Here is a 19,651-nt window from a genome sequence, read left to right on the forward strand (position 1 = left end):
CCATCACGCCGACCACGGGTCGAACTACCTCTCGATCGTTTACACGGACCGGATCGGCGAGCTCGGCGCGAGGCCGTCGACCGGGACCGTCGGTGACTCCTTTGATAACGCGCTCGCCGAGGCGGTCAACGGGCTCTACAAGACCGAGCTGATCCGGCGACGAGGACCGTGGCGCACGATCGAGCAGGTCGAGCTCGCGACCTTGGAGTACGTGTGGTGGTGGAACAACCAGCGCCTGCACGGGGAGCTCGACATGAGGACCCCGCTCGAGGTCGAGGCGGCGTACTACGCTGCCCATGAATCATCCCGGCCGGCACTTGCTGGCCAAGGGAACGCATAGGAACGAAACCCAGCGCGATTCAGAGGGAGCGGACCTCCGTTCGGCAGTGCGACGACTCTGTCGACGAAGCTAAATCCGGCGCTCGCTGGTGCTCAGGCGTCGTAGCGCAGCTCGCCCGCCACGACCGCCGCTGCCGGCGGCGGTAGGTGCTCGGAGAGCCTGCCGTCGTGCCCGAGGTGGCTCACCGGCCTGTTGTGCAACAGCAGAACGGCGTCACTGATGAGCCTCCGGTGGCAGCGCCACCACAGCGACTCGCTGCACATGATCGCGGTCTCGGCGTGGTCCATCCGTTCGAGCAGCACCTCGAGGCCGGCGCGGAACTCCTCGGTACGCATGTGCGCGGCGTACGCCCGAAACGCCGCCACCCGCCACCAGCCGTCCACGTCGTCGCGCTGTCCGGCTGGGACCCGGCGCCGGCCACCGAGTCGTGGCTCCCACAGGTAGTCGACACCGGCGTCCGCAAGCCAGGTGCCGAGGGCATCTCTGCTCAGTCCGGGATTGCGCCGGCTGCCCGGGAACCGCCGTACGTCGACCACCTGCTCGACGCCGGCCGTCGTCAGCAGGGCAACCAGTTCGTCGGGTCGCGCCGTCCCGTGGCCGAACGTCAGCAGTCGTCCCATCCGTGTGCTGTACCCACGCCCCCGGTGGCCTTGGCGGTAGGGTCCGCGTGCTGCAGGTTCACGACCTGGGCAGGTACCGTCCTCGCGGACCCGGACGAGCCTCCACGATCCGCGATAGAGGTGCGTCGATCCGCCGCGTTCACTCGCCGTCGGTGGCCACCTCAACACGGAAGGGTTTGCGTTGATCCGGCAGCTTCTTCGTGAGGGCAGCGATTTCCCTGGCGATGTCCACCAGCGTCCCGTCATGACGCGCCACTGACTCACGAAAGTCCGCCATGTCAATGACGTACTCGCTGACCGGTACCGGTCCGTACGGGCCGTCACAGGCGATACGAACCCGGTGGGCCAAAGACCCGGACCGGTTCACGAGATCGGGAGACGGTCCGAGCGTCCAATGGAGGGTTCGCCCCGGTGCGAGCGATGACAGCCCGGCACTGAGCCGTTGATGCATCGCGTCGAGGTACATGCCCTCGTGATCGCTGGGCAATGGCGGTTCGATGGCGACCCGTACATTCGTGGCGACGGTCGTACCGGAGTTGCCGATGACGAACTCCAGGTTCCAGCCGTTCCGGGACTGCAGTCGAACGTCGGCCCAAACATAGGGCGAGGATGAACCCTCGGCTACCGACTGTTGCAGGTCTGTCTGCCGCTTCATCTCTCGAACCTGCTGCTGGACAAAGCGGCCCGACACGGCGGTGGCGACTGCGGCCGCCACCGCCGCCACTGCCGCAATCACTGCAATCCACGTCTCCATGAATGGGCAGGCTACGCAACCACCCCGACGATTTCGGACGGTCCTGACCGACCTGCTCAAATTGCGTCATTCCGCCGCTCGCGACCGGACGGTCGCTCTCACTCGGTAGCGTGCACGGTATGCCGATCAAACTCGAGAACGTCGGGATCGCCGTGCGCGACTTGGAGGCGGCGATCGCGTTCTTCACCGACCTCGGGCTCACCGTCCTCGGCCGTGACACGGTCAGCGGAGAGTGGACCGACACAACCGTCGGCCTCGACGGCAATCACGCCAACATCGCCATGCTGCAGACGCCAGACGCGACCGGTCGCCTTGAGCTCTTCGAATACATCCACCCGAGCGCGATCGAGACCGAGCCCACTCAACCCAACGAGATCGGCATGCACCGTGTCGCCTTCTCGGTGGACGACATCGATGAGGCCCTCGCGATCGCCGCACGACACGGCTGCCATCCGCTCCGCGGCGTGGCGACCTACGAGGACATCTACAAGCTCACCTACCTTCGCGGCCCCAGCGGCATCATCGTCATGCTCGCCGAGGAACTGCAGAAGCGCTGACGGTGCAGACCCTGGAGGCAATGTCCGGATGCCCGATCGCTGCGCTCACTCCGTGCGGCACCGGTGTCGCGCGAAGCGCGCCCGGACAAACGCAGTGACTCACAGATCTCGCTTTAGTCTCCGCCACCGAAGCGGGACGAAAGTGCCACCGCAATACCCATGAGGATTCCGGACTTGGCATCGGCAACGCCATGCCTATCGCCTACCGGATCGGGAGCTGGCTCGCCGCGTTTCCCCGCCGCAGCGGTAAGGATTTCCGTGACGACGCGATCCGCACGCGACACCCGCCCGAACCACGCCGCGTAGTTCGGGCGCTGCAGAACCGAGGTCGAGAACGTGTCACCATCTGCGAGCCGGAAAGCGGTCCCGCCATGGCCCGGCTTCGCGTCGACAACATCCCTGAGCCGGTATCGGGTCGCCACAAGTCCGACGACTATCACCTCGTCCTCAGTGAGGGCCAGCCGCGGACGGACGAACGAACACCAGGCGACGGGCAACGCGGGCGCGCCGAAAATGATCGTTTGCGCAACGGTTAGCTGTCCAGCGAGACCTAGGGCGAGGCAAGCAGACGTCCATGCGAGACCGAACAGAACGAAGAAGGCCATGAGCGCCTTCGGGTAGTGCCATACGTTCGGTCCGCTGAACGGAATCTGGCCGCTTGTCACGGCACAAGGGTCCCAGACAAGACCGCAGTCGGCTTGGGAACCGTGCGGCCGGAAACGACCGCCTGAGCAACCGGTGGCGGTCACGAGCCGTACTCGACCAGCTGCGACGCTCCGTACGAAGGTGCGTCAGACCGCCGAGCCGGAGGCACGGATCTGCCGGGAAACGCGCCCCGAGCTTCTATGGGTTGCGGCGTCTCTCGTTTAGCAGGCGACGGCGGATCCTTTTCCACTGGCTCGCAGGGATGACCCGCTCTTGCCCGAGGGAGTTGGCGAGGTCGATGTGCTCGTGCGGCCGCAATCGAACTGCCAGCGACGTGCCTTCGTCGGAGAGTTGCACGAGCGGGAGGGTGCTGTCTGCACCCCAAACGGATGCGTCGTAGGCATAGGGCGCGAAGGTCACGAATGCGTCCCAGTCGTCATCGTCCTTCGCGGAGATGATTCCGGTTTGGCGATAACTGTCGTTCTCCCCACGGCGGTGTTTCGAGTGCGCAGCAAGCCGGTGGGCGGCGGTCCGGACTGCTGGGGGCCAATCGGCTTCGTGGGACAGGGGGATGTCGGTCTCAAACTCGTGAGCCGTGCCAGTGAACAGGTGGAGCGCGATGCGGCAGACCCTTACCTCGGCTTCTCGCGGCAAACCCCACGTGTCCACGGCAAACGCGACTCGAGCCACCATGGCGACCAGTGTGGCGGTGCGGCGAAGAGCGGGTGTCGGGAACAACCGGATCTGACGCAATCGCTCGGCTCCACGGTGCGTCTTATCGGCTCCCTTCTGTTGTCAACCGGTCGGGCGTGGCGTCTGCTTTGCGGGTCCCGGGAGTGGCTGATCCGAAGTGTCGATGTGCGGGGGCAGGTCGACCGCGCTGGATTCTTGAGACGCCCCGCAGTGCCCGCCCGGACCCGTGTCATCGCCTGATGCGGCGGCCGCTGCGGCGTCGTCGAGGTCGCTGACGTAGACCGGCCGGGTCGCGGCGTAGGTCGCGTCCTCGGCCTCGACTCCGTGCTCGAGGGCCGAGGCGTGGACCTTCAGGCGTAGGCGCGGATGGCGGCGCGGACCAGCTCGGAAGGGCTGACATGGTCGTGCTCGGCGCGATCGGTGATGGCCGCAAGCAGGGAATCGTCGATTCGGACGGGGACGACTTGGCCCGGCGATCCGTAGATCACCGGGCCTGAATCGGCAGGTCAGCGGCCACTTCGGGCCTCTGCTCATCGGTCGGGCTGACAGGATTTGAACCTGCGACCCCTTGACCCCCAGTCAAGTGCGCTACCAAACTGCGCCACAGCCCGATGCCCTCCGAAGAAGGCTCGGGAAGCGTATCGCAGATCGTCGCGCGGCCCGGAATCGGGGTCAGGCGGAGACGACCCCGCCGTCAAGGTCGGACGCTACGCCGACGAGCCGGTCGCGCAGGGCCACCAGCGAGCCGATCTCGGCGACGAACCGGTCGGTGCTCTCCCCCACGTGCACGTCGTCGAAGTAGTGGTGCCGCATCGCCGCGCGCGCGAGCCGGTGCTCGTCGTGGTCGAGCCGCGCGGCGAGGAGTGCGGTGAGGCCGGGCAGGCCGGCGGCGTCGATGACGTCGGCGCAACGGCTGACCGGCACGTCCTGGCGCAGCCGCTCGCCGTCGTGGTGGCGGTCGGTGATGAAGATCGGCTTCTCGGTGCGCAGGTAGAGCCAGTCGAGCCCGACCGAGGAGACGTCGGTGGCCATCGCGTCGCAGCTCGGCATGACGGCGAGGATGTCGCCCTCGGTCACCGCGACGTGACCGGCCTCCGGCTCGCGGGCCGCCGCAGCAGCGACCAGCTCCAGCACCAGCAGGTGGTTGTCCCGGATCGCCGGGGTCGGGCTGGTGGTGACCTTCGGGTGCGGCTTGTAGACCAGGCGCACGTCCGGGACGTCGAGGATCGACCGCACGATCGCCGGGCCGAAGAGGTCGACCGAGGTGTAGTCGTTGTACTCCGCGTCGCCCTCCCACGTCGGGGCGTAGAGGACCGTATGACGCTCGCTCCCCGGCAGGATCGGCTCGGGCCGCAGGTCGAGCTGCGGGCGGCCGATCCGCACCAGCTTCGTCACGTCGAGCTCCATCAGGCCGGCGAGGTGCCGCTGCACGGCGGCCTCGCCCGCGACGAAGACCCGGTCGTAGGCCTTCGCGTTGTTGCTGACCATCGATTGCTTGTCGCTCTCGCCGTGGTTGATGTGCACGTGCAGCATGCGTCCGTTCAGCAGCGACTGGAAGTTCTGCATCCCGTTGTTGCAGTAGACGGCGACCTTCGGGTCCAGCCGCTCGTAGAGCTCCACGAGCTCGGCGAACTCGGGGGCCACGAGCACCGGGAGGGTGGTGCTCGCCTCAGCGACCTCGGCGGTGGCGGGGTCGCGCAGCACGATGGCGACGCGATGGCTGTGCTCGAGACGTTCGAGCACCGGCAGCCACTGCAGGAGCTGGTAGATCCGGGACGGGTCGTCCCCGAAGTAGGCGATCACGTCGGGCTTCAGCACGCGCGAATTCTAGGTCCCGGATGTTTCAGGGAGCGCATCGTGGCGCGAGGTACCTAGTCGGCCCGGACGACGTTGCCGAATCCGGTCCGTTTCGCCTGGTAGAGCGCGCTGTCCGCCCGCGCCAGGGCGGCGTCGAGGCCGGCCTTCCGATCGAGCTCGGCCACGCCGAAGCTGACCGACGAGTGCGCATGGGCTCCTTGCGCCGCCCCGGTCGCGAGGCGGAGGGAGATCGCGGCCAGGGTCTCTTCGGGCGTACGGCCACTGCGACCCCACAGGAGCAGGGCGAACTCGTCGCCACCGAACCGCGCGGCGACGTCGCTGGGGTACAGCTCCGCGCGGCAGGCCGCCCCGAAAGCGGCGAGCGCCGCGTCACCCGCCGGGTGTCCGTAGTGGTCGTTGAGGAGCTTGAAGTCGTCGAAGTCCGACATCACGACATAGACGGCACGCCTCGGGGCTGCCACCCGGATCACCTCCGCGGCACGCTGGTGGAAGCCGGGGCGGTTGAGCAGCCCCGTGAGCGGGTCCTGCCGAGCCGCCAGCTGCAGGTCGCGCGTCTGCTGGGATTGGGCGAGTGCCGTCATGTTGAAGGTAACGGTCACCAGCAGCACCATCAGGATGAGGGTGGTGATCTGCGAGCCGACCAGGTCGCGGAACAGCGCCGCGTCCGGTCCGACCGCGAGGAACAGCACCCAGCGCGCCGAGTAGAGGACCGCGACAAGAGCCGACGAGACGAGCATCGACATCAGCGCGACCTGGTAGGCGCTGTCGACGAGGGCGTCGCGCGGGCGGGTCACCCAGAGTCGCCCGAGGTCCCGGCTGACCAGCAGGAAGTACAGAGCCATCGCGGCGAGGTAGAACGGGCCGCCGGCCCAGGTGTCGTGACCGGGGTCGTCCAGGGCAGAGACGGCGAGCACGACGAGAGCGGGAACGACGAGCCACGTGAGGGGCAGCCGACGTTCGGCCAGCGACGCCGTGGCCGCCCAGACGAGCGCCGAGCCGAGGACACCGAGCGCGTTGGCCGCCGGATTCGCGACGACCTGCGCGCCGGTGCCGTCGAAGAGGTACAGGATCCCGCCGCTCAGGTAGCAGGCCAGCGAAAGGACCCACCAGCCGCAGAACGCGCTGCGCGTCGAGCGGTAGGTCACCGCGTAGAACAGCACGAGGACACACAGCGCGATGAGCCCGAACGCGACGCGCAGCGAGACGGTGTCCAGCACCTCGTCAGACAAGCCGGGTCAGCGCTTCCGCTTCTCCCGCACGCGCTGCTGCAGCACGATCGGCGTGCCGACGAAGCCGAACTGCTCGCGCAGCCGACGCTCGATGAAGCGCTCGTACGACGCGTCGAGCCGGCCCGACGTGAAGAGGATGAACGTCGGCGGCGCCGTCGTCGGCTGGGTCCCGAAGAGGATCTTGGGCTGCTTGCCGCTGCGGACAGGGTGCGGGTGCTCGGAGACCAGCCGGCCGAGGAACGTGTTGAGCGCTCCCGTCCCGATCCGGGTCTCCCATCCCTCGAGCGCCTTGTCCAGCGCGGGCACCAGCCGATCGATGTGCCAGCCGGTGCGGGCGGTGACGTTGATCCGCGGCGCCCACTGCACCTGCACGAGCTCGCGCTCGATCTCGCGCTCGAGGTAGTAGCGACGCTCCTCGTCGACCAGGTCCCACTTGTTGAACGCGATGACCAGCGCGCGTCCGGCCTCGCGGACCGTCTGCAGGATCCGGACGTCCTGCTCGGCGATGCTCTGCTCGGCGTCCAGGACGAGCACCGCGACCTCGGCCCGGTCGATGGCGGTCGTGGTGCGCAGCGAAGCGTAGTACTCGTGGCCCGAGGCCTCCTTGACCCGCTTGCGGATGCCCGCGGTGTCGATGAAGCGCCACGTCCGGCCGCCCAGCTCCACGAGCTCGTCGACCGGGTCGACCGTCGTGCCCGCGACGTTGTCGACCACGACCCGCTCCGAGCCGGCGAGCTTGTTGAGCAGGCTCGACTTGCCGACGTTGGGCCGCCCGACGATCGCGATCCGGCGCGGACCGCCGATGGCGGTGCCCTCCGGCAGCGGCGGCGGCTCGGGAAGCGCAGCGAGTACGGCGTCGAGCAGGTCGCCCGAGCCGCGACCGTGCAGCGCCGAGACCGGGTAGGGCTCGCCCAGGCCGAGGTTCCACAACGAGGCGGCCTCGGCCTCCGTGCGCTGGTCGTCGACCTTGTTGGCGGCGAGCACGACCGGCTTGCCGGACCGGCGCAGGACCTTGACGACGGCCTCGTCGGCGTCGGTGATGCCGATGGTGGCGTCGACCACGAAGAGCACGGCGTCGGCCAGGCTGACCGCGATCTCGGCCTGCGCGGCGATCCGCTCGGCCAGACCACGGGCGTCCGGGTCCCAGCCACCGGTGTCGACGAGCGTGAAGGCGCGTCCGCTCCAGTCGGCGTCGTAGGAGACGCGGTCGCGGGTCACGCCGGGGCGGTCCTCGACGACCGCCTCGCGGCGGCCGATGATGCGGTTGACGAGGGTGGACTTGCCCACGTTGGGGCGTCCGACGACGGCGAGCACGGGCACGGGCCCGGTGGGCTCGTCCTCGGCGTCGGTGCCGACCCAGTCGGTGTCGGCGTCGTGCTCAGTCATCGTGCTCCTTGGTTGGTGACGGCTGGCCGTCGGTGATGGCGGTCGCTGGGTCCGGCTCGTGCTCGTGGGCAGGCAGCGGACCGGGCAGCTCCAGGCCGGTGGCGGCGCGAGTCGCGACGAGGTGCTCGTGCAGCCGCCGTTGTAGCAACCGCGAGACCTCGTCGAGTTGTTCCCGGGTCCGCGGCCACGGCTGCTTGCCGACGCTCACCGGCGACCCGATGACGACGTCGATGCGGCTGCCGGCCGGCGGGCGGGAGTCGAGGCCTCCACCCGGAAGGCGGGTGCCGAAGAAGAGCACCGGCAGCACCGGCGCCCCCGAGACGAGGGCGAGGTAGGCGGCGCCGCGGTGGAAGCGGTGCAGCTCGCCGTCGCCGCGGGTGCCCTCGGGGAAGACGCCGACGGCGTTGTCCGAGCGGAGCACGCGCAGCGCGCTCTTCACCGCGGCGGGGTCGGGGTGGAACCGGTCGAGCGGGATCTGACCGCTGTGCCGCAGGAAGGCGCCGGTCCTGCCCGTGAACATGTCGAGCTTGGTCAGGGCGTGCACCGGGCGCGGCAGCACGATGCCGAGCAGCGGACCGTCGAGCCAGCCGATGTGGTTGGCCGCCACGACGACCGGTCCGTGGCGCGGCATCAGCTCGCCGCCGGTCACGACGATGTCGTACCTGCGGGCGAGGACGCGCCGCGCGGCGAGTCGCAGCGCGGGGTTGTGCAGGAGGTAGCGCGGCGGGTGCCGGACGTGGTCCATGCGCGGCAGGTTCCGCCCGGTCAGCGGCCGCTCGCTCATGTGGACCTCATCGGGCAGGTCTCACGCATCGGCGCGCTCGCGAGCCCGCTCGGCCAGTGCGACGACCTGGTCGATCACCTCGTCAAGGGAGTAGGGCGTGGTGTCGAGGTGGGTCGCCCCGACGGGGACGGCCAGGCCACCACGGGTGGCGTCGATGCGGTCGCGGGTCTCCAGCGAAGCGCGTACGGCGTCGGCGTCGGTGCCGCCCTCCTCGAGCGCGCGGCGGGCGGCGCGCGCCGCGGGGTCGGCGGTGACGTAGAGCTTGAGGTCGGCGTCGGGCCAGACCGCCGTGCCGATGTCGCGACCCTCGACGACGATGCCGACGCCGTCCTCGAGCGCCTGCCGGATGACGGACCGCTGCAACGCGATGAGGTTGGCCCGGACCTCGGGCACGGTCGCGACCGGGGAGACGTGGGCGTTGACGACGTCGCTGCGGATCGCCTCGGCGACGTCCTCGCCGTCGAGGCTGATCGACGGAGCGAGCGGGTCGGTGCCAGACTCGATGAGGGGCTGGTCGACGCGTGCGGCGACGGCCGAGGCGTCGTGGACGTCGACCGCGTGCTCGAGCATCCACCAAGTCATCGCGCGGTACATCGCACCGGTGTCGAGGTAGCGCAGGCCGAGCCGGTCGGCCACGCCCCGGGACGTGCTGGACTTCCCCGACCCGGAGGTGCCGTCGACGGCGATGACAAGGCTGCTCACGGGAGGCGAGTCTATCGGTGAGTGACCCACCCTCGTGATTCCAGCGAGACCAGCAGGTGCTCGGCGCGGGACTCCTCGACGACCAGCTCGACCAGACCGACCGGACGGCCGGGGTCGTGGTCGATGTGGACGTCCTCGATGTTGACGCCGCTCTCCCCCGCATCGGCGAAGAGCCGGGCCAGCTCGCCGGCATGGTCGGGCACCGACACGAAGACCGGCCGGGTCGGCCGGGCCGGCCCGCCGTGCTTGCCGGGAATGGCCCGGGTGCCGGCGACCCCCTGGGTCAGCAGCGACTCCAGGCCTGGCCGGTCACCCTCGGCGACGGCGTCGATCAGCCGGTCGAGGTCGGACCGGACCTCGACGAGCAGCTCCTCGACCGCCGCGGCGTTACCGGCCACGATCTGGCCGTAGAGCGACGGGTTGCCGGCCGCGACCCGGGTGACGTCGCGCACGCCCTGCCCGGACAGCGCCAGGTGGTCGGCGGGCGCCTCGGCGAGACGGCCGGCGACCAGCGCGGCGAGCAGGTGCGGCACGTGGGAGATGCGGGCCACGGCCCGGTCGTGCTCCTCCGGCGTCAGCCGTACGACGACCGCGCCGCACAGTCGCGCCAGCTCCTCGACCACTGCGACGACGCCCGGGGCGGCCTCCGGGTGCGGCGTCACCGCCCACGGGCGGCCGTCGAAGAGCGCTGCCGACGCGGCCAGCGGACCGGACCGCTCGCTGCCGGCCATCGGGTGGCTGCCGACGTACCGGCTCAGGGCGGGCGCCCCGGCCAGCGCGGCGAGCGGCGCGGTCTTCACGCTGCCGACGTCGGTGACGACCGCGCCCGGGGTCTCGGCGGTGCGCGCCAGGGCGTCGGCGATCACCGGCGCGAGCAGGTCGGGCGGGACGGCGACGACGACGAGCTGGGGACGGTCACCGTCGACCCGCGAGCGGCCGGCGCCCAGTCCGGAGGCGGTGCGCAGGTGCTCGTTGGAGGTGTCGGAGAGGAGCACCTCGACGCCGGCCTGCCGCAGCGCCAGGGCGATGGAGGTGCCGAGGAGCCCCGCGCCGACGACCTCGACGGGGCCGGTGAGCGTCTCAGGCATCTTCGTGAGTCCGGACCCGGGTCAGGTCGCGACGGAGGTCGGCGGCACCGTGCAGGTAGACGTGGGTGACGTCGGCGCGGGACAGGTCGGTCTCGACGTGGGCCATGAGGCGGACGGCGCGAGGCATGCCGCCCTCGATCTCGAGCTCACGGGCGCACATCAGCGGCACGTCGGTGAAACCGAGCTGGCGCGCCGCGAAGGCAGGGAAGGCGGAGCGCAGGTCGTCGGTCGACGTGAAGATGATCGAGATGAAGTCGTCGACGGTGAGCGAGTTGGCGGCGAGCACCTCGGTGACCAGCTCGGTCACCCGGTCGTACATGTGCTGCTCGTCGTCGATGTCGAGCTGGGTCGCGCCTCGGACGGCCCTGACTGCCACGGTTGCTCCTCGCGTCGGTTGCCTGCGCCGAGAAGGTTACCGAGCCGGGCGGTCAGAGCTTGGTGGCGTCCAGCAGCTCGCCGAGCTCCTCGTTGGTGAGGTCTCGCAGCTCCCCCGACGTGAGCCGGCCGAGCGCGACCGGACCGATCCGGGTGCGGGTGAGCCGGGTGACGGGGTGGCCGACCTCGTCGAGCAGGCGCCGCACGATCCGGTTGCGACCCTCGTGGATGACCAGCTCGACGATCGACTTGGTCGGCGACGCCTCGACGATCCGTGCCTTCGAGACCGTGACCGGTCCGTCCTCGAGGGTGACCCCGGCCAGCAGCTGCTTGGTGACCCGCGGGAACAGCTGGCCGGTCACCTCGGCGACGTAGGTCTTGTCGACCTCGTAGGACGGGTGCGCCAGCCGGTGGGCGAAGTCGCCGTCGTTGGTCAGGATGATCAGGCCGGAGGTGTCGGTGTCCAGACGCCCGACGTGGAAGAGCCGCTCCGGGCGGTCCGCGACGAGGTCCTGGAGGGTCTTGCGGCCCTCGGGGTCCGACATCGTCGAGACGACGCCACGGGGCTTGTTGACCGCGAGGTAGACCTTCTCCGAGATCGGGGGGAGCCGCTTGCCGGAGACACGGATGAGGTCCCTGGTGGGGTCGACCTTGGTGCCCAGCCGGGTGACCACCTCGCCGTTGACCTCGACCTCGCCACCGAGCATCAGCTCCTCGCTGCGGCGGCGCGAGGCGACGCCGGCGAGGGCGAGCAGCTTCTGCAGCCGGATCAGCCCCTCGTCGTCGAGGGGCAGGTCGAGTCGCTCACTCACCGGGTGCCTCGCTCTCGACCGCCGGCCGCGCGGTGGCTGCCATCTCGTTCAGCTCGTCCTCCAGGTCGTCCATGTCGGGGAGGTACGGCGCCAGCTCCGGCAGCTCGTCGAGGCCGGTGACGCCGATCCGCTCGAGGAAGTAGGAGGTGGTGCGGTAGAGGTTCGCGCCCGTCTCGTGGTCGCTGCCGGCCTCCTCGACGAGGCCACGCGTCAGCAGGGTGCGCATGACGCCGTCCACGTTGACGCCGCGGATGGCGGAGACCCGGGCGCGGGACACCGGCTGCTTGTACGCGACGACGGCAAGCGTCTCGAGCGCCGCCTGGGTCAGCCTGGACTGCTGTCCCTCCAGGACGAAGCCCTCGACCATGGCGGCGTACTCCTCGCGGGTGTAGAACCGCCAGCCACCGGCGACGTTGCGCAGGTCGAACCCGCGGCCCTGCTCGGTGTACTCGTCTGCCAGGGCCTCCAGCGCCGCCTGGACCTCCTCGGTCGGGTAGCCGGCCGCGGTGGCCAGCGTCGCCACGTCGAGCGGCTGGTCGGCCACCATCAGCACCGCCTCGAGGCTGGGTCGCAGGTCGGCGACCGGGACGTCGAGCGTCTCCGCCGCCGTCTCGTCCCCGGCCTGGTCCGTGGTCTGCTCGGGCTCACTCATCGGTGCTCTCCTGGGTGCTGTCTGCCTGGTCCTGGTCCGAGCCGGGTCCCTCGGGCGGCGGTGCCCCGTCGAACTCGTCCTGGACCAGGGCGTCGGGGTCCGTGTCCTCGTCGCCGGTCCACCGCACCGTGAGCTCGCCGAGCGCGGTGACCTGGTCGAACGCCACCGCCCCCTCGCGGAACAGCTCCAGCAGCGAGAGGAAGCGGGCCACCGTGGTCATCATGTCGGGCGAGTCGCCGCACAGGGCGCGGAAGGTCAGCGTGCCGCTGCGGCGCAGCCGGTCGACGACGACGACGGCCTGCTCGCGCACGCTCACCGTCGGCGCGTGGATGTGGTGCAGCGTCAGCTCCGGCGGACCCGGCTTGGGCGCCATCGCCTTGGCCGCGAGCTGGGCGAACTGATCCAGCCCGATGCCGATGAGCACCTCGGGAAGGAGCGTCGCGAAGCGCTCCTCGAGGCCGACGGCACGCGGGTGGCGCTTCGACTCCTCCCCCAAGCGGGTCTCGAGCACGGCGGCCACCTGCTTGAAGGCCTTGTACTGCATCAGCCGCGCGAAGAGGAGGTCGCGCGCCTCGAGCAGCGCGAGGTCCTCCTCGTCCTCGACGTCCCCGGCGGGGAGCAGACGTGCGGCCTTCAGGTCGAGCAGCGTCGCGGCGACCAGCAGGAACGACGAGGTCTGCTCGAGATCCCACTGCCCGGAGGCACCGGAGCCGGCCTTGACGTACGCGATGAACTCGTCGGTCACCTTGGCCAGCGCGACCTCGGTGATGTCGAGCTTGTGCTTGGAGATGAGGCTGAGCAGCAGGTCGAAGGGGCCCTCGAAGTTGTCGAGGCGGACCGCGAACGCCGCGGTCCCCTCGGGGGTGGCCGGGTCCACCTCGGCCGTCACGTCACGCCTCGCGCAGTCGCCGGACGAGCGCGCTGTCGTCGCCGTTGGCCTCGAGGTCGGCCAGCACCAGGGCCACCGCCTCGCGGACCAGCCGGCCTCGGTCGACCGCGAGCCCGTGGGTACGCCGCAGCGAGAGCCGCGCGTGCTCGAGGTCGAGCAGCTCGTCGGAGGTGATGTAGACGGTCATCTTCTCGTCGTGGCGCACCCGGCCGCTGGAGCGGCGTCGACCGCTCGCGTCGTCGGCGTCGTCGGCCGGCTCGGCCGGTGCGGTCTCGGGCGTCTTGCCGGGCGTCTTGCCGGCGGTGGGGCGGAAGAGGTCGTCGGCCTGGGGCAGGCTCACGCGTCGCGCCACCGGGCGAGCACCTCCCTGGCGAGCTGGCGGTAGGACTCCGCGCCGGCGGAGGTGGCGGCGTAGGACGTGATCGGCTCGCCGGCCACGGTCGAGTCGGAGAACTTCACGGTGCGGCGGATGACGGTGTGGAAGACGGAGTCGCCCCAGGCCTGCACCAGGCGCTCCATCACCTCGCGCGAGTGCAGCGTGCGGCCGTCGTACATCGTGCCCAGGAGGCCCTCTATGACCAGCTTCGGGTTGAGCCGCTCCTGCACCTTGTCGATCGTCGACTTGAGCAGCGCGACGCCGCGCAGGGCGAAGTACTCGCACTCCAGCGGCACGATGACCCCGTCGGCGGCGGTGAGCGCGTTGACGGTGAGCAGGCCGAGCGAGGGCTGGCAGTCGATGAGGATGACGTCGTACTCCCCCAGCGCGGGGGCGAGGGCGCGGGCGAGCGTCTGCTCGCGGCCGACCTCGTGCACGAGCTGGACCTCGGCTGCGGAGAGCTCGATGTTGGACGGGATGAGGTCCATGCCGTCGACACCGGTGCCCACGACGACGTCGCCGATCTTGACGTCGCGGTCCATCAGCAGGTTGTAGACCGACAGGTCCATGTCGTGCGGGTTGAGCCCGAGCCCGACCGAGAGCGAGCCCTGCGGGTCGAAGTCGACGAGCAGCACCCGGCGGCCGTACTCGGCGAGCGCGGCGCCGAGGTTGATCGTAGTCGTGGTCTTGCCGACGCCACCCTTCTGGTTGCACATCGCGACCACGCGGGCCGGCCCGTGCGAGCTGAGCGAAGGGGGCTCGGGGATCACCGGCATGGGTCGTCCGGTCGGCCCGAGCGCGCCGCCGGGGGCCTCGAAGGGCAGGGTGTCGGACACGCGACGCTCGCTTCCTGGCATTTTGTCGACAGGCCGACTTGTGGGCCGGCTCCCGGCGAGGTTAGGACCGCGACGAAGCGGGCCACAACCCGGGGTCCCCCAACCCCCAGATGTGGCCCGTCGCCTGTGCACTCCGCCCCGTTCGTCCCCCACAGGGGAACAGGTCGCTGTGGAGTGATCTGTGGACGTCGCGCATCCGTTCAGCCGCGGTGGACGAGGTCCTGGTAGTCCGGGTGCCGCTCGATCCAGTCCTTGATGAAGGGGCACAGCGGCACCACGTCGCGCTCGCCCCCTGCCCGTACGTCGTCCAGCGCGTCCCGCGCCAAGGCGGATCCGACGCCTCGGCCCTCGAACTCGTCGCCGACCTCGGTGTGCGTGAAGACGATGCTGCCCGGCCGGCTCTCGTAGACCGCGACGCCGGCGAGCCTGTCGCCGAGCCAGGCCTCGTAGCGGTTCTCGGCGGGGTTGTCGCGCACCTCGACATCGCTCATGGCGACCACCCTAGCGACGAGCCGCTCAGAGCCCTCGGCGTCCGCGGCCCCGGCCGAACACGAACATCAGGAGGACGACGATGACGACGATGACAAGGATGGTCCACAGCATGATGCGACTCCGTTTCGAAGGGGGTGATCGGTGCCGAGCCACCCGGTCCCGCTCAGGTGCCCGCCCGGGCGTGTCGCGAAACAGCAGCGCTCCGGCGGAGGCATCAGCCGTCGAGGCGGCGCATCGCCGTCACGGTCAGCGCCAGCTCGCCGAGCGCGTCGGAGGCGTCGAGGTCGACGTCGGCCTCGATGACCCAGTCCCGGTCGCCGGCCGGGTCCGCGAGCGTCTGGGTGACGTGACGCAGGCGCACGCCGTCGACCACGGCGTCCCGCGTCACGAGGTACGACGGCCCGCGGGCGTCGCCGTCCAGCAGGACCGAGTCGTGGTCGGCGTAGTAGGCCTCCAGCGCCGCGTCCCAGTCGCCGGCCTCCATGACCGGGGCACGGGGCGGCTCGAAGCGGGCCGCGTCCGCGCGGTCGAGCGCGGCGAGTCCTCGCACGTCGTCGCGCTCGACCAGCTCGACCCGGCGCCAGATCGCGTTGCGGACCATGACGGCGAACGCACGGGTCTGCATGCTGATCGGTCGCGGCGGCGGTGGCGGCTCGTGGTGGGCGACGTCGGTGCGCACGTGCGAGGGGTCGGCGAGGGCCTCCCACTCGTCGAGCAGGGACGAGTCGGTCTGCCGGACGGTCTCCCCCAGCCACTCGACGAGGTCCTCCAGGGCCGGCGTACGGTGCGCCTCCGGGACCGTGTGCAGCAGCGTCTTGTAGGCGTCGGTCAGGTAGCGCAGCACCAGACCCTCCGAGCGCGCGAGCTGGTAGCGCGAGACGAAGTCGGTGAAGGTCATGCCCTGCTCGAACATCTCCCGCACGATCGACTTCGGGTCGAGCGCGTCCTCGGGCAGCCACGGGTGCGAGATCCGGTAGGTCTCGTAGAGGCCCTCGAGGAGCTCGGCGAGCGGCTTGGGCCAGGTGACCTCCTCGAGCAGCGCCATCCGCTCGTCGTAGTCCAGCCCGTCGGCCTTCATCTCGGCGATCGCCTCGCCGCGCGCGGCGTGCTGCTGGGCGAAGAGGATCTGGCGGGGTGCCTCGAGCACGGCCTCGACGACCGACACGACCTCGACGGTGTGCGCGGGGCTCTCGTGGTCGAGGACGTCGAGTGCGGCGAGGGCGAAGTGGGCGAGCGGCTGGTTGAGCGCGAAGTCGGGCGGGAGCGCCTCGGTGAGGACGTAGCGCCGGCCGAGCCCGTCGCGCGGATCCAGGCGCTGCAGGACCCCCGACGTCCGCAGCGAGCGCGCCAGGCGCAGCGCCCGCCGGGCCAGCCGCAGCTGCATCCGACGGTCCTCGTGGTTCTCGGTCAGCAGCCGACGCATGACCGGGAAGGCGTCCTCCTCGCGGGCGACGACGTTGAGGAGCATCGCGTTGTCGACCTTCATCCGCGACTGGAGCGGCTCGGGCCGGCCGTCGACCAGCTTGGTGAAGGTCGCCTCGGTCCACACGACGGTGCCCTCGGGCGGCTTCTTCAGCTGCGCCTTGGAGTTCTTCTTGCCCGCGGCCTGGCGCTCGATGGCCTTCGCCTTGGCCTTCTCGTTCTCGATGACGTGCTCGGGCGCCTGCACGACGACGTAGCCGGCCGTGTCGTAGCCGGCCCGGCCCGCCCGTCCGGCGATCTGGAGGAACTCCCGCGTGCGCAGGACCCTCTGTCTCTGTCCGTCGAACTTCGCCAGCCCGGTGAAGAGCACCGTCCGGATCGGCACGTTGATGCCCACGCCGAGTGTGTCGGTGCCGCAGATGACCCGTAGTAGGCCGGCCTGCGCGAGCTGCTCGACCAGGCGGCGGTAGCGCGGCAGCATGCCGGCGTGGTGCACGCCGATGCCGCGGCGCAGCAGCGACCCGAGGGTCTTGCCGAACCCGGCGCCGAACCGTACGCCGGCCAGCCGCTCCTTGAGCTGCTCGCTGGTCGATCCCGTCGAGGCCGCCCCTGTCCCGACCCACGACGCCTTGAGCAGCGTCGCGGCATGCTCGACGGCCGCGGCCTGGGTGAAGTGCACGACGTAGACGGGGCCCTGCCCCGTCGTGACGAGCTCCTCGAGCGTCTCGTCGAGCGGGGTCAGCGACCACGTGAACGTGAGCGGGACCGGGCGTTCGGCCCGGTCGACGATGGCGGTCTCGCGCCCGGTCCGCCGGGTGAGGTCCTCGGCGATCGAGGTCATGTCGCCGAGCGTGGCCGACATCAGCACGAACTGCGCGTGCGGCAGCTCCAGCAACGGCACCTGCCAGGCCCAGCCGCGGTCCGGCTCGCCGTAGTAGTGGAACTCGTCCATCACGACGAGCCCGATGTCGGCCGACCGGCCCTCGCGCAGGGCGAGGTTGGCGAGCACCTCGGCGGTGCAGCAGATGATCGGGGCGTCGGCGTTGACGGCGGCGTCGCCGGTCAGCATCCCGACGTTGTCGGCACCGAAGACCTCGCAGAGGTCGAAGAACTTCTCGCTCACCAGCGCCTTGATCGGCGCCGTGTAGAACGACACCCGGTCGGTGGCGAGTGCCGCGGCGTGCGCACCGAGCGCGACCAGCGACTTGCCGGAGCCGGTCGGCGTCGCGAGCACGACGTTGCTGCCACCGAGCAGCTCGATGATCGCCTCGTCCTGGTGGGGGTAGAGCGAGAGCCCGCGCGACGAGGCGTACGACGACACCGCGTCGTACACCTCGTCGGGCGAGGCTCCGGAGGCGGGCACCCAGGCGCCCGCGGGGATGACTGTCAGGCGAGGACCTCGTCGAGTGCGGTCGCGTCGATGCCGACCGCCGCGCCGACGGGCGCGTTGGTGAGCCGGCCGGCGTGGGTGTTGAGGCCGAGTGCGAGCGAGCGGTCGTCACGGCACGCCTGCGCCCAGCCCTTGTCGGCCAGCGCGACGACGTAGGGCAGCGTCGCGTTGGTCAGGGCGTAGGTCGAGGTGTTCGGGACGGCGCCAGGCATGTTGGCCACACAGTAGAACGTGGAGTTGTGCACCTGGTAGGTCGGGTCGTCGTGGGTGGTCGCGTGGGAGTCCTCGAAGCACCCGCCCTGGTCGATCGCGATGTCGACGAGGACCGAGCCCGGCTTCATCCGGGAGACCAGGTCGTTGGTGACCAGCTTGGGCGCCGCTGCGCCCGGGATCAGCACCGCACCGATGACCAGGTCGGCCTCGAGCACCTGCTGCTCCAGGGCCAGCTTGGAGGAGGCCAGGCCGTGCACCCGGTTGTTGTAGCGCCAGAAGGACAGCCGGAGCTTGTCGAGGTCGGTGTCGAGCAGGGTCACGTCGGCGCCCATGCCGAGCGCGATGTTGGCCGCGTTCTGGCCGGACACGCCGGCACCGATGATGACGACCTTGGCGTTGGCCACGCCGCCGACGCCACCCATCAGCACGCCACGGCCGCCCTGCGCCTTGAGGAGCGAGTAGGCGCCGACCTGCGGGGCCAGGCACCCGGCGACCTCGGACATCGGGTAGAGGAGCGGGAGCCCGCCGCTGGGGAGCTGGACGGTCTCGTAGGCGATCCCGGTGACCTTCCTGGCCAGAAGCTCCTCGGTCAGCGGCTTGTCCGCCGCGAGGTGAAGGTAGGTGAAGAGCGTGAGGTCCTCACGCATCCGGTGGTACTCCTCGGCGATCGGCTCCTTGACCTTGAGCACGGTGTCGGCGCTGCCCCACACGTCGTCGGCGGAGTCGAGGATCTTCGCTCCGGCGGCCTGGTACTCGGAATCGGGGATCTGGGAGCCGCGCCCGGCGCCGCGCTCGACGACCACCTCGTGGCCATGGGCGACCAGCTCGTGAACGCCGATCGGCGTGATGGCCACGCGGTACTCGTGGTTCTTGACTTCCTTGGGCACGCCGATCTTCGTCATGTCGCGATTGTCGACCGGATCTTCGACGCAACGCCAGTGACCTGAAGAAGATTCGCTAGATTGCTTCCGTGCCCGCCGAACCTTCGCTCCCTGACGCCTCCGCCACTCGCCGTGCGAAGGATGTTCGAGCGGTCCTGGACCGAGCGGGCGTGGTGGCGCCCGCCCTCGACGACGTCGACCGCGTCCTGCTCGCCGGGCTCTCCGCCGACGCCCGCCAGACCAACAACGCCCTGGCGGCCAAGGCCGGCATCGCGCCGTCCACCTGCCTCGGCCGGATCCGAGCCTTGCGCGAGTCGGGCGTAGTGCGCGGGTTCCACGCCGACATCGACCCGAGCCTCGCCGGGCGCCCGCTCCAGGCCATGATCGCCGTCCGCATGCACGGCCACGCACGGGGCCGGCTCGAGGTGTTCATGCGCCAGCTGGCCGGGCTTCCGGGCGTCCTCAACGTGTTCCTGCTCGGCGGCGGGCACGACTTCTTCGTCCACGTCGCCGCGGCCGGGACCGACGGCCTCAACGCCTTCGTCATCGAGCACCTGTCCAGCAACCCCGACGTCGCGCTGACCGAGACCAACCTGATCTTCCAGCACGCCCGGGCGACGCGCTGGACGTGAACGCGCCAGGTCGAGTAGCGGCACGGCTGAGGCACGAAGCCGTGACCGCGTAGCGATACCCCGGC

Annotated in this window: 23 protein-coding genes and 1 tRNA gene; 3 read left to right on the top strand and 21 right to left on the bottom strand. The window is 70.4% G+C overall.

The features are described from left to right. Positions 1-340: integrase core domain-containing protein (locus BM236_RS17595; RefSeq protein WP_139230087.1), on the top strand; the 340-nt coding region annotated here is incomplete at its 5' end. A gap of 92 nt (positions 341-432) precedes the next feature. On the opposite strand, the gene BM236_RS17600 is transcribed toward BM236_RS17595, so the two are convergent. Both BM236_RS17600 and BM236_RS17605 read right to left on the bottom strand, forming a co-directional pair. Further along, a complete protein-coding gene (locus tag BM236_RS17600; protein WP_091126472.1) occupies positions 433-960 on the bottom strand; it encodes a DUF488 domain-containing protein in 528 nt (175 codons plus the stop codon). A 139-nt stretch (positions 961-1,099) separates the two neighbouring features. Further along, on the bottom strand, positions 1,100-1,714 hold the full coding sequence (locus BM236_RS17605) for a hypothetical protein (protein ID WP_091126474.1): 615 nt from the start codon (positions 1,712-1,714) through the stop codon (positions 1,100-1,102). 119 nt (positions 1,715-1,833) lie between these two features. Between BM236_RS17605 and BM236_RS17610 the strand changes: the two genes are divergently transcribed. Further along, positions 1,834-2,271, top strand: coding sequence for a VOC family protein (locus BM236_RS17610; RefSeq protein WP_091126475.1), 438 nt, complete (start codon positions 1,834-1,836; stop codon positions 2,269-2,271). Between the two features lie 113 nt (positions 2,272-2,384). Here the strand turns inward: BM236_RS17610 and BM236_RS17615 are convergent, their stop codons facing one another. From BM236_RS17615 to ald, 19 genes are all read right to left on the bottom strand, one after another. Further along, positions 2,385-2,936, bottom strand: coding sequence for a hypothetical protein (locus BM236_RS17615; protein ID WP_139230158.1), 552 nt, complete (start codon positions 2,934-2,936; stop codon positions 2,385-2,387). 178 nt (positions 2,937-3,114) lie between these two features. Then, positions 3,115-3,609, bottom strand: a complete 495-nt coding sequence (locus BM236_RS17620; RefSeq protein WP_091126479.1) for a hypothetical protein — start codon at positions 3,607-3,609, stop codon at positions 3,115-3,117. 350 nt (positions 3,610-3,959) lie between these two features. Further along, complete coding sequence (locus BM236_RS17625) at positions 3,960-4,097, bottom strand: ribbon-helix-helix domain-containing protein (RefSeq protein ID WP_091126480.1); 138 nt, start codon at positions 4,095-4,097, stop codon at positions 3,960-3,962. 49 nt (positions 4,098-4,146) lie between these two features. After that, a tRNA-Pro gene (locus tag BM236_RS17630) sits at positions 4,147-4,220 on the bottom strand. 61 nt (positions 4,221-4,281) lie between these two features. Beyond that, positions 4,282-5,427: a CDP-glycerol glycerophosphotransferase family protein gene (locus BM236_RS17635; RefSeq protein ID WP_091126482.1), complete on the bottom strand. Its 1,146-nt coding sequence runs from the start codon at positions 5,425-5,427 to the stop codon at positions 4,282-4,284. Positions 5,428-5,480: 53 nt separating this feature from the next. Then, complete coding sequence (locus tag BM236_RS17640) at positions 5,481-6,644, bottom strand: GGDEF domain-containing protein (RefSeq protein WP_091126483.1); 1,164 nt, start codon at positions 6,642-6,644, stop codon at positions 5,481-5,483. Positions 6,645-6,662: 18 nt separating this feature from the next. Beyond that, positions 6,663-8,042, bottom strand: a complete 1,380-nt coding sequence (gene der / locus BM236_RS17645) for a ribosome biogenesis GTPase Der (RefSeq protein WP_091126485.1) — start codon at positions 8,040-8,042, stop codon at positions 6,663-6,665. Continuing rightward, positions 8,035-8,826 (bottom strand): lysophospholipid acyltransferase family protein, encoded by a 792-nt coding sequence (locus BM236_RS17650; RefSeq protein ID WP_091126486.1) that lies wholly within the window; start codon positions 8,824-8,826, stop codon positions 8,035-8,037. The genes der and BM236_RS17650 overlap by 8 nt, the downstream gene beginning before the upstream one ends. A 21-nt stretch (positions 8,827-8,847) precedes the next feature. Then, complete coding sequence (cmk, locus tag BM236_RS17655; protein WP_245750412.1) at positions 8,848-9,528, bottom strand: (d)CMP kinase; 681 nt, start codon at positions 9,526-9,528, stop codon at positions 8,848-8,850. Positions 9,529-9,539: 11 nt separating this feature from the next. Then, positions 9,540-10,616, bottom strand: a complete 1,077-nt coding sequence (locus BM236_RS17660) for a prephenate dehydrogenase (RefSeq protein WP_091126489.1) — start codon at positions 10,614-10,616, stop codon at positions 9,540-9,542. After that, the gene (aroH, locus tag BM236_RS17665; RefSeq protein WP_091126491.1) at positions 10,609-10,992 is read right to left on the bottom strand and encodes a chorismate mutase; all 384 of its coding nucleotides are present in this window, start codon (positions 10,990-10,992) and stop codon (positions 10,609-10,611) included. The genes BM236_RS17660 and aroH overlap by 8 nt, the downstream gene beginning before the upstream one ends. 52 nt (positions 10,993-11,044) lie before the next feature. Next, positions 11,045-11,803 (bottom strand): pseudouridine synthase, encoded by a 759-nt coding sequence (locus BM236_RS17670; protein ID WP_091126493.1) that lies wholly within the window; start codon positions 11,801-11,803, stop codon positions 11,045-11,047. Then, entirely contained in the window at positions 11,796-12,455 is a 660-nt protein-coding gene (gene scpB, locus BM236_RS17675; protein ID WP_091126495.1) for an SMC-Scp complex subunit ScpB, read from the bottom strand. The genes BM236_RS17670 and scpB overlap by 8 nt, the downstream gene beginning before the upstream one ends. Next, positions 12,448-13,344, bottom strand: a complete 897-nt coding sequence (locus BM236_RS17680; protein WP_091126496.1) for a segregation and condensation protein A — start codon at positions 13,342-13,344, stop codon at positions 12,448-12,450. Before BM236_RS17680 ends, scpB begins: the two co-directional genes overlap by 8 nt. Position 13,345: 1 nt before the next feature. After that, positions 13,346-13,696 carry a hypothetical protein gene (locus BM236_RS17685; RefSeq protein ID WP_091126498.1) on the bottom strand — a complete coding sequence of 117 codons (351 nt, stop codon included), beginning with the start codon at positions 13,694-13,696 and terminating at the stop codon, positions 13,346-13,348. Then, a complete protein-coding gene (locus BM236_RS17690; protein WP_091126499.1) occupies positions 13,681-14,577 on the bottom strand; it encodes a ParA family protein in 897 nt (298 codons plus the stop codon). The genes BM236_RS17685 and BM236_RS17690 overlap by 16 nt, the downstream gene beginning before the upstream one ends. A gap of 179 nt (positions 14,578-14,756) precedes the next feature. Next, positions 14,757-15,047 (bottom strand): GNAT family N-acetyltransferase, encoded by a 291-nt coding sequence (locus BM236_RS17695; RefSeq protein WP_091126516.1) that lies wholly within the window; start codon positions 15,045-15,047, stop codon positions 14,757-14,759. A 215-nt stretch (positions 15,048-15,262) separates the two neighbouring features. Continuing rightward, positions 15,263-17,833, bottom strand: coding sequence for a DEAD/DEAH box helicase (locus tag BM236_RS17700; RefSeq protein WP_245750413.1), 2,571 nt, complete (start codon positions 17,831-17,833; stop codon positions 15,263-15,265). Positions 17,834-17,856: 23 nt separating this feature from the next. Next, entirely contained in the window at positions 17,857-18,975 is a 1,119-nt protein-coding gene (gene ald, locus BM236_RS17705) for an alanine dehydrogenase (protein WP_091126503.1), read from the bottom strand. Positions 18,976-19,124: 149 nt separating this feature from the next. Between ald and BM236_RS17710 the strand changes: the two genes are divergently transcribed. Next, entirely contained in the window at positions 19,125-19,586 is a 462-nt protein-coding gene (locus BM236_RS17710; protein ID WP_245750414.1) for an Lrp/AsnC family transcriptional regulator, read from the top strand. The last annotated feature ends 65 nt before the right edge of the window (positions 19,587-19,651 follow it).

This window comes from Nocardioides terrae (assembly GCF_900112345.1).
Classification (GTDB): domain Bacteria; phylum Actinomycetota; class Actinomycetes; order Propionibacteriales; family Nocardioidaceae; genus Nocardioides; species Nocardioides terrae.

Coding starts and splice junctions, on each gene's coding strand:
- BM236_RS17600 (WP_091126472.1), bottom strand. CDS start 960: ATGGGACGACTGCTGACGTTCGGCCACGGGACGGCGCGACCCGACGAA.
- BM236_RS17605 (WP_091126474.1), bottom strand. CDS start 1,714: ATGGAGACGTGGATTGCAGTGATTGCGGCAGTGGCGGCGGTGGCGGCC.
- BM236_RS17610 (WP_091126475.1), top strand. CDS start 1,834: ATGCCGATCAAACTCGAGAACGTCGGGATCGCCGTGCGCGACTTGGAG.
- BM236_RS17620 (WP_091126479.1), bottom strand. CDS start 3,609: ATGGTGGCTCGAGTCGCGTTTGCCGTGGACACGTGGGGTTTGCCGCGA.
- der (WP_091126485.1), bottom strand. CDS start 8,042: ATGACTGAGCACGACGCCGACACCGACTGGGTCGGCACCGACGCCGAG.
- BM236_RS17650 (WP_091126486.1), bottom strand. CDS start 8,826: ATGAGCGAGCGGCCGCTGACCGGGCGGAACCTGCCGCGCATGGACCAC.
- BM236_RS17660 (WP_091126489.1), bottom strand. CDS start 10,616: ATGCCTGAGACGCTCACCGGCCCCGTCGAGGTCGTCGGCGCGGGGCTC.
- scpB (WP_091126495.1), bottom strand. CDS start 12,455: ATGAGTGAGCCCGAGCAGACCACGGACCAGGCCGGGGACGAGACGGCG.
- BM236_RS17690 (WP_091126499.1), bottom strand. CDS start 14,577: ATGCCAGGAAGCGAGCGTCGCGTGTCCGACACCCTGCCCTTCGAGGCC.
- BM236_RS17695 (WP_091126516.1), bottom strand. CDS start 15,047: ATGAGCGATGTCGAGGTGCGCGACAACCCCGCCGAGAACCGCTACGAG.
- ald (WP_091126503.1), bottom strand. CDS start 18,975: ATGACGAAGATCGGCGTGCCCAAGGAAGTCAAGAACCACGAGTACCGC.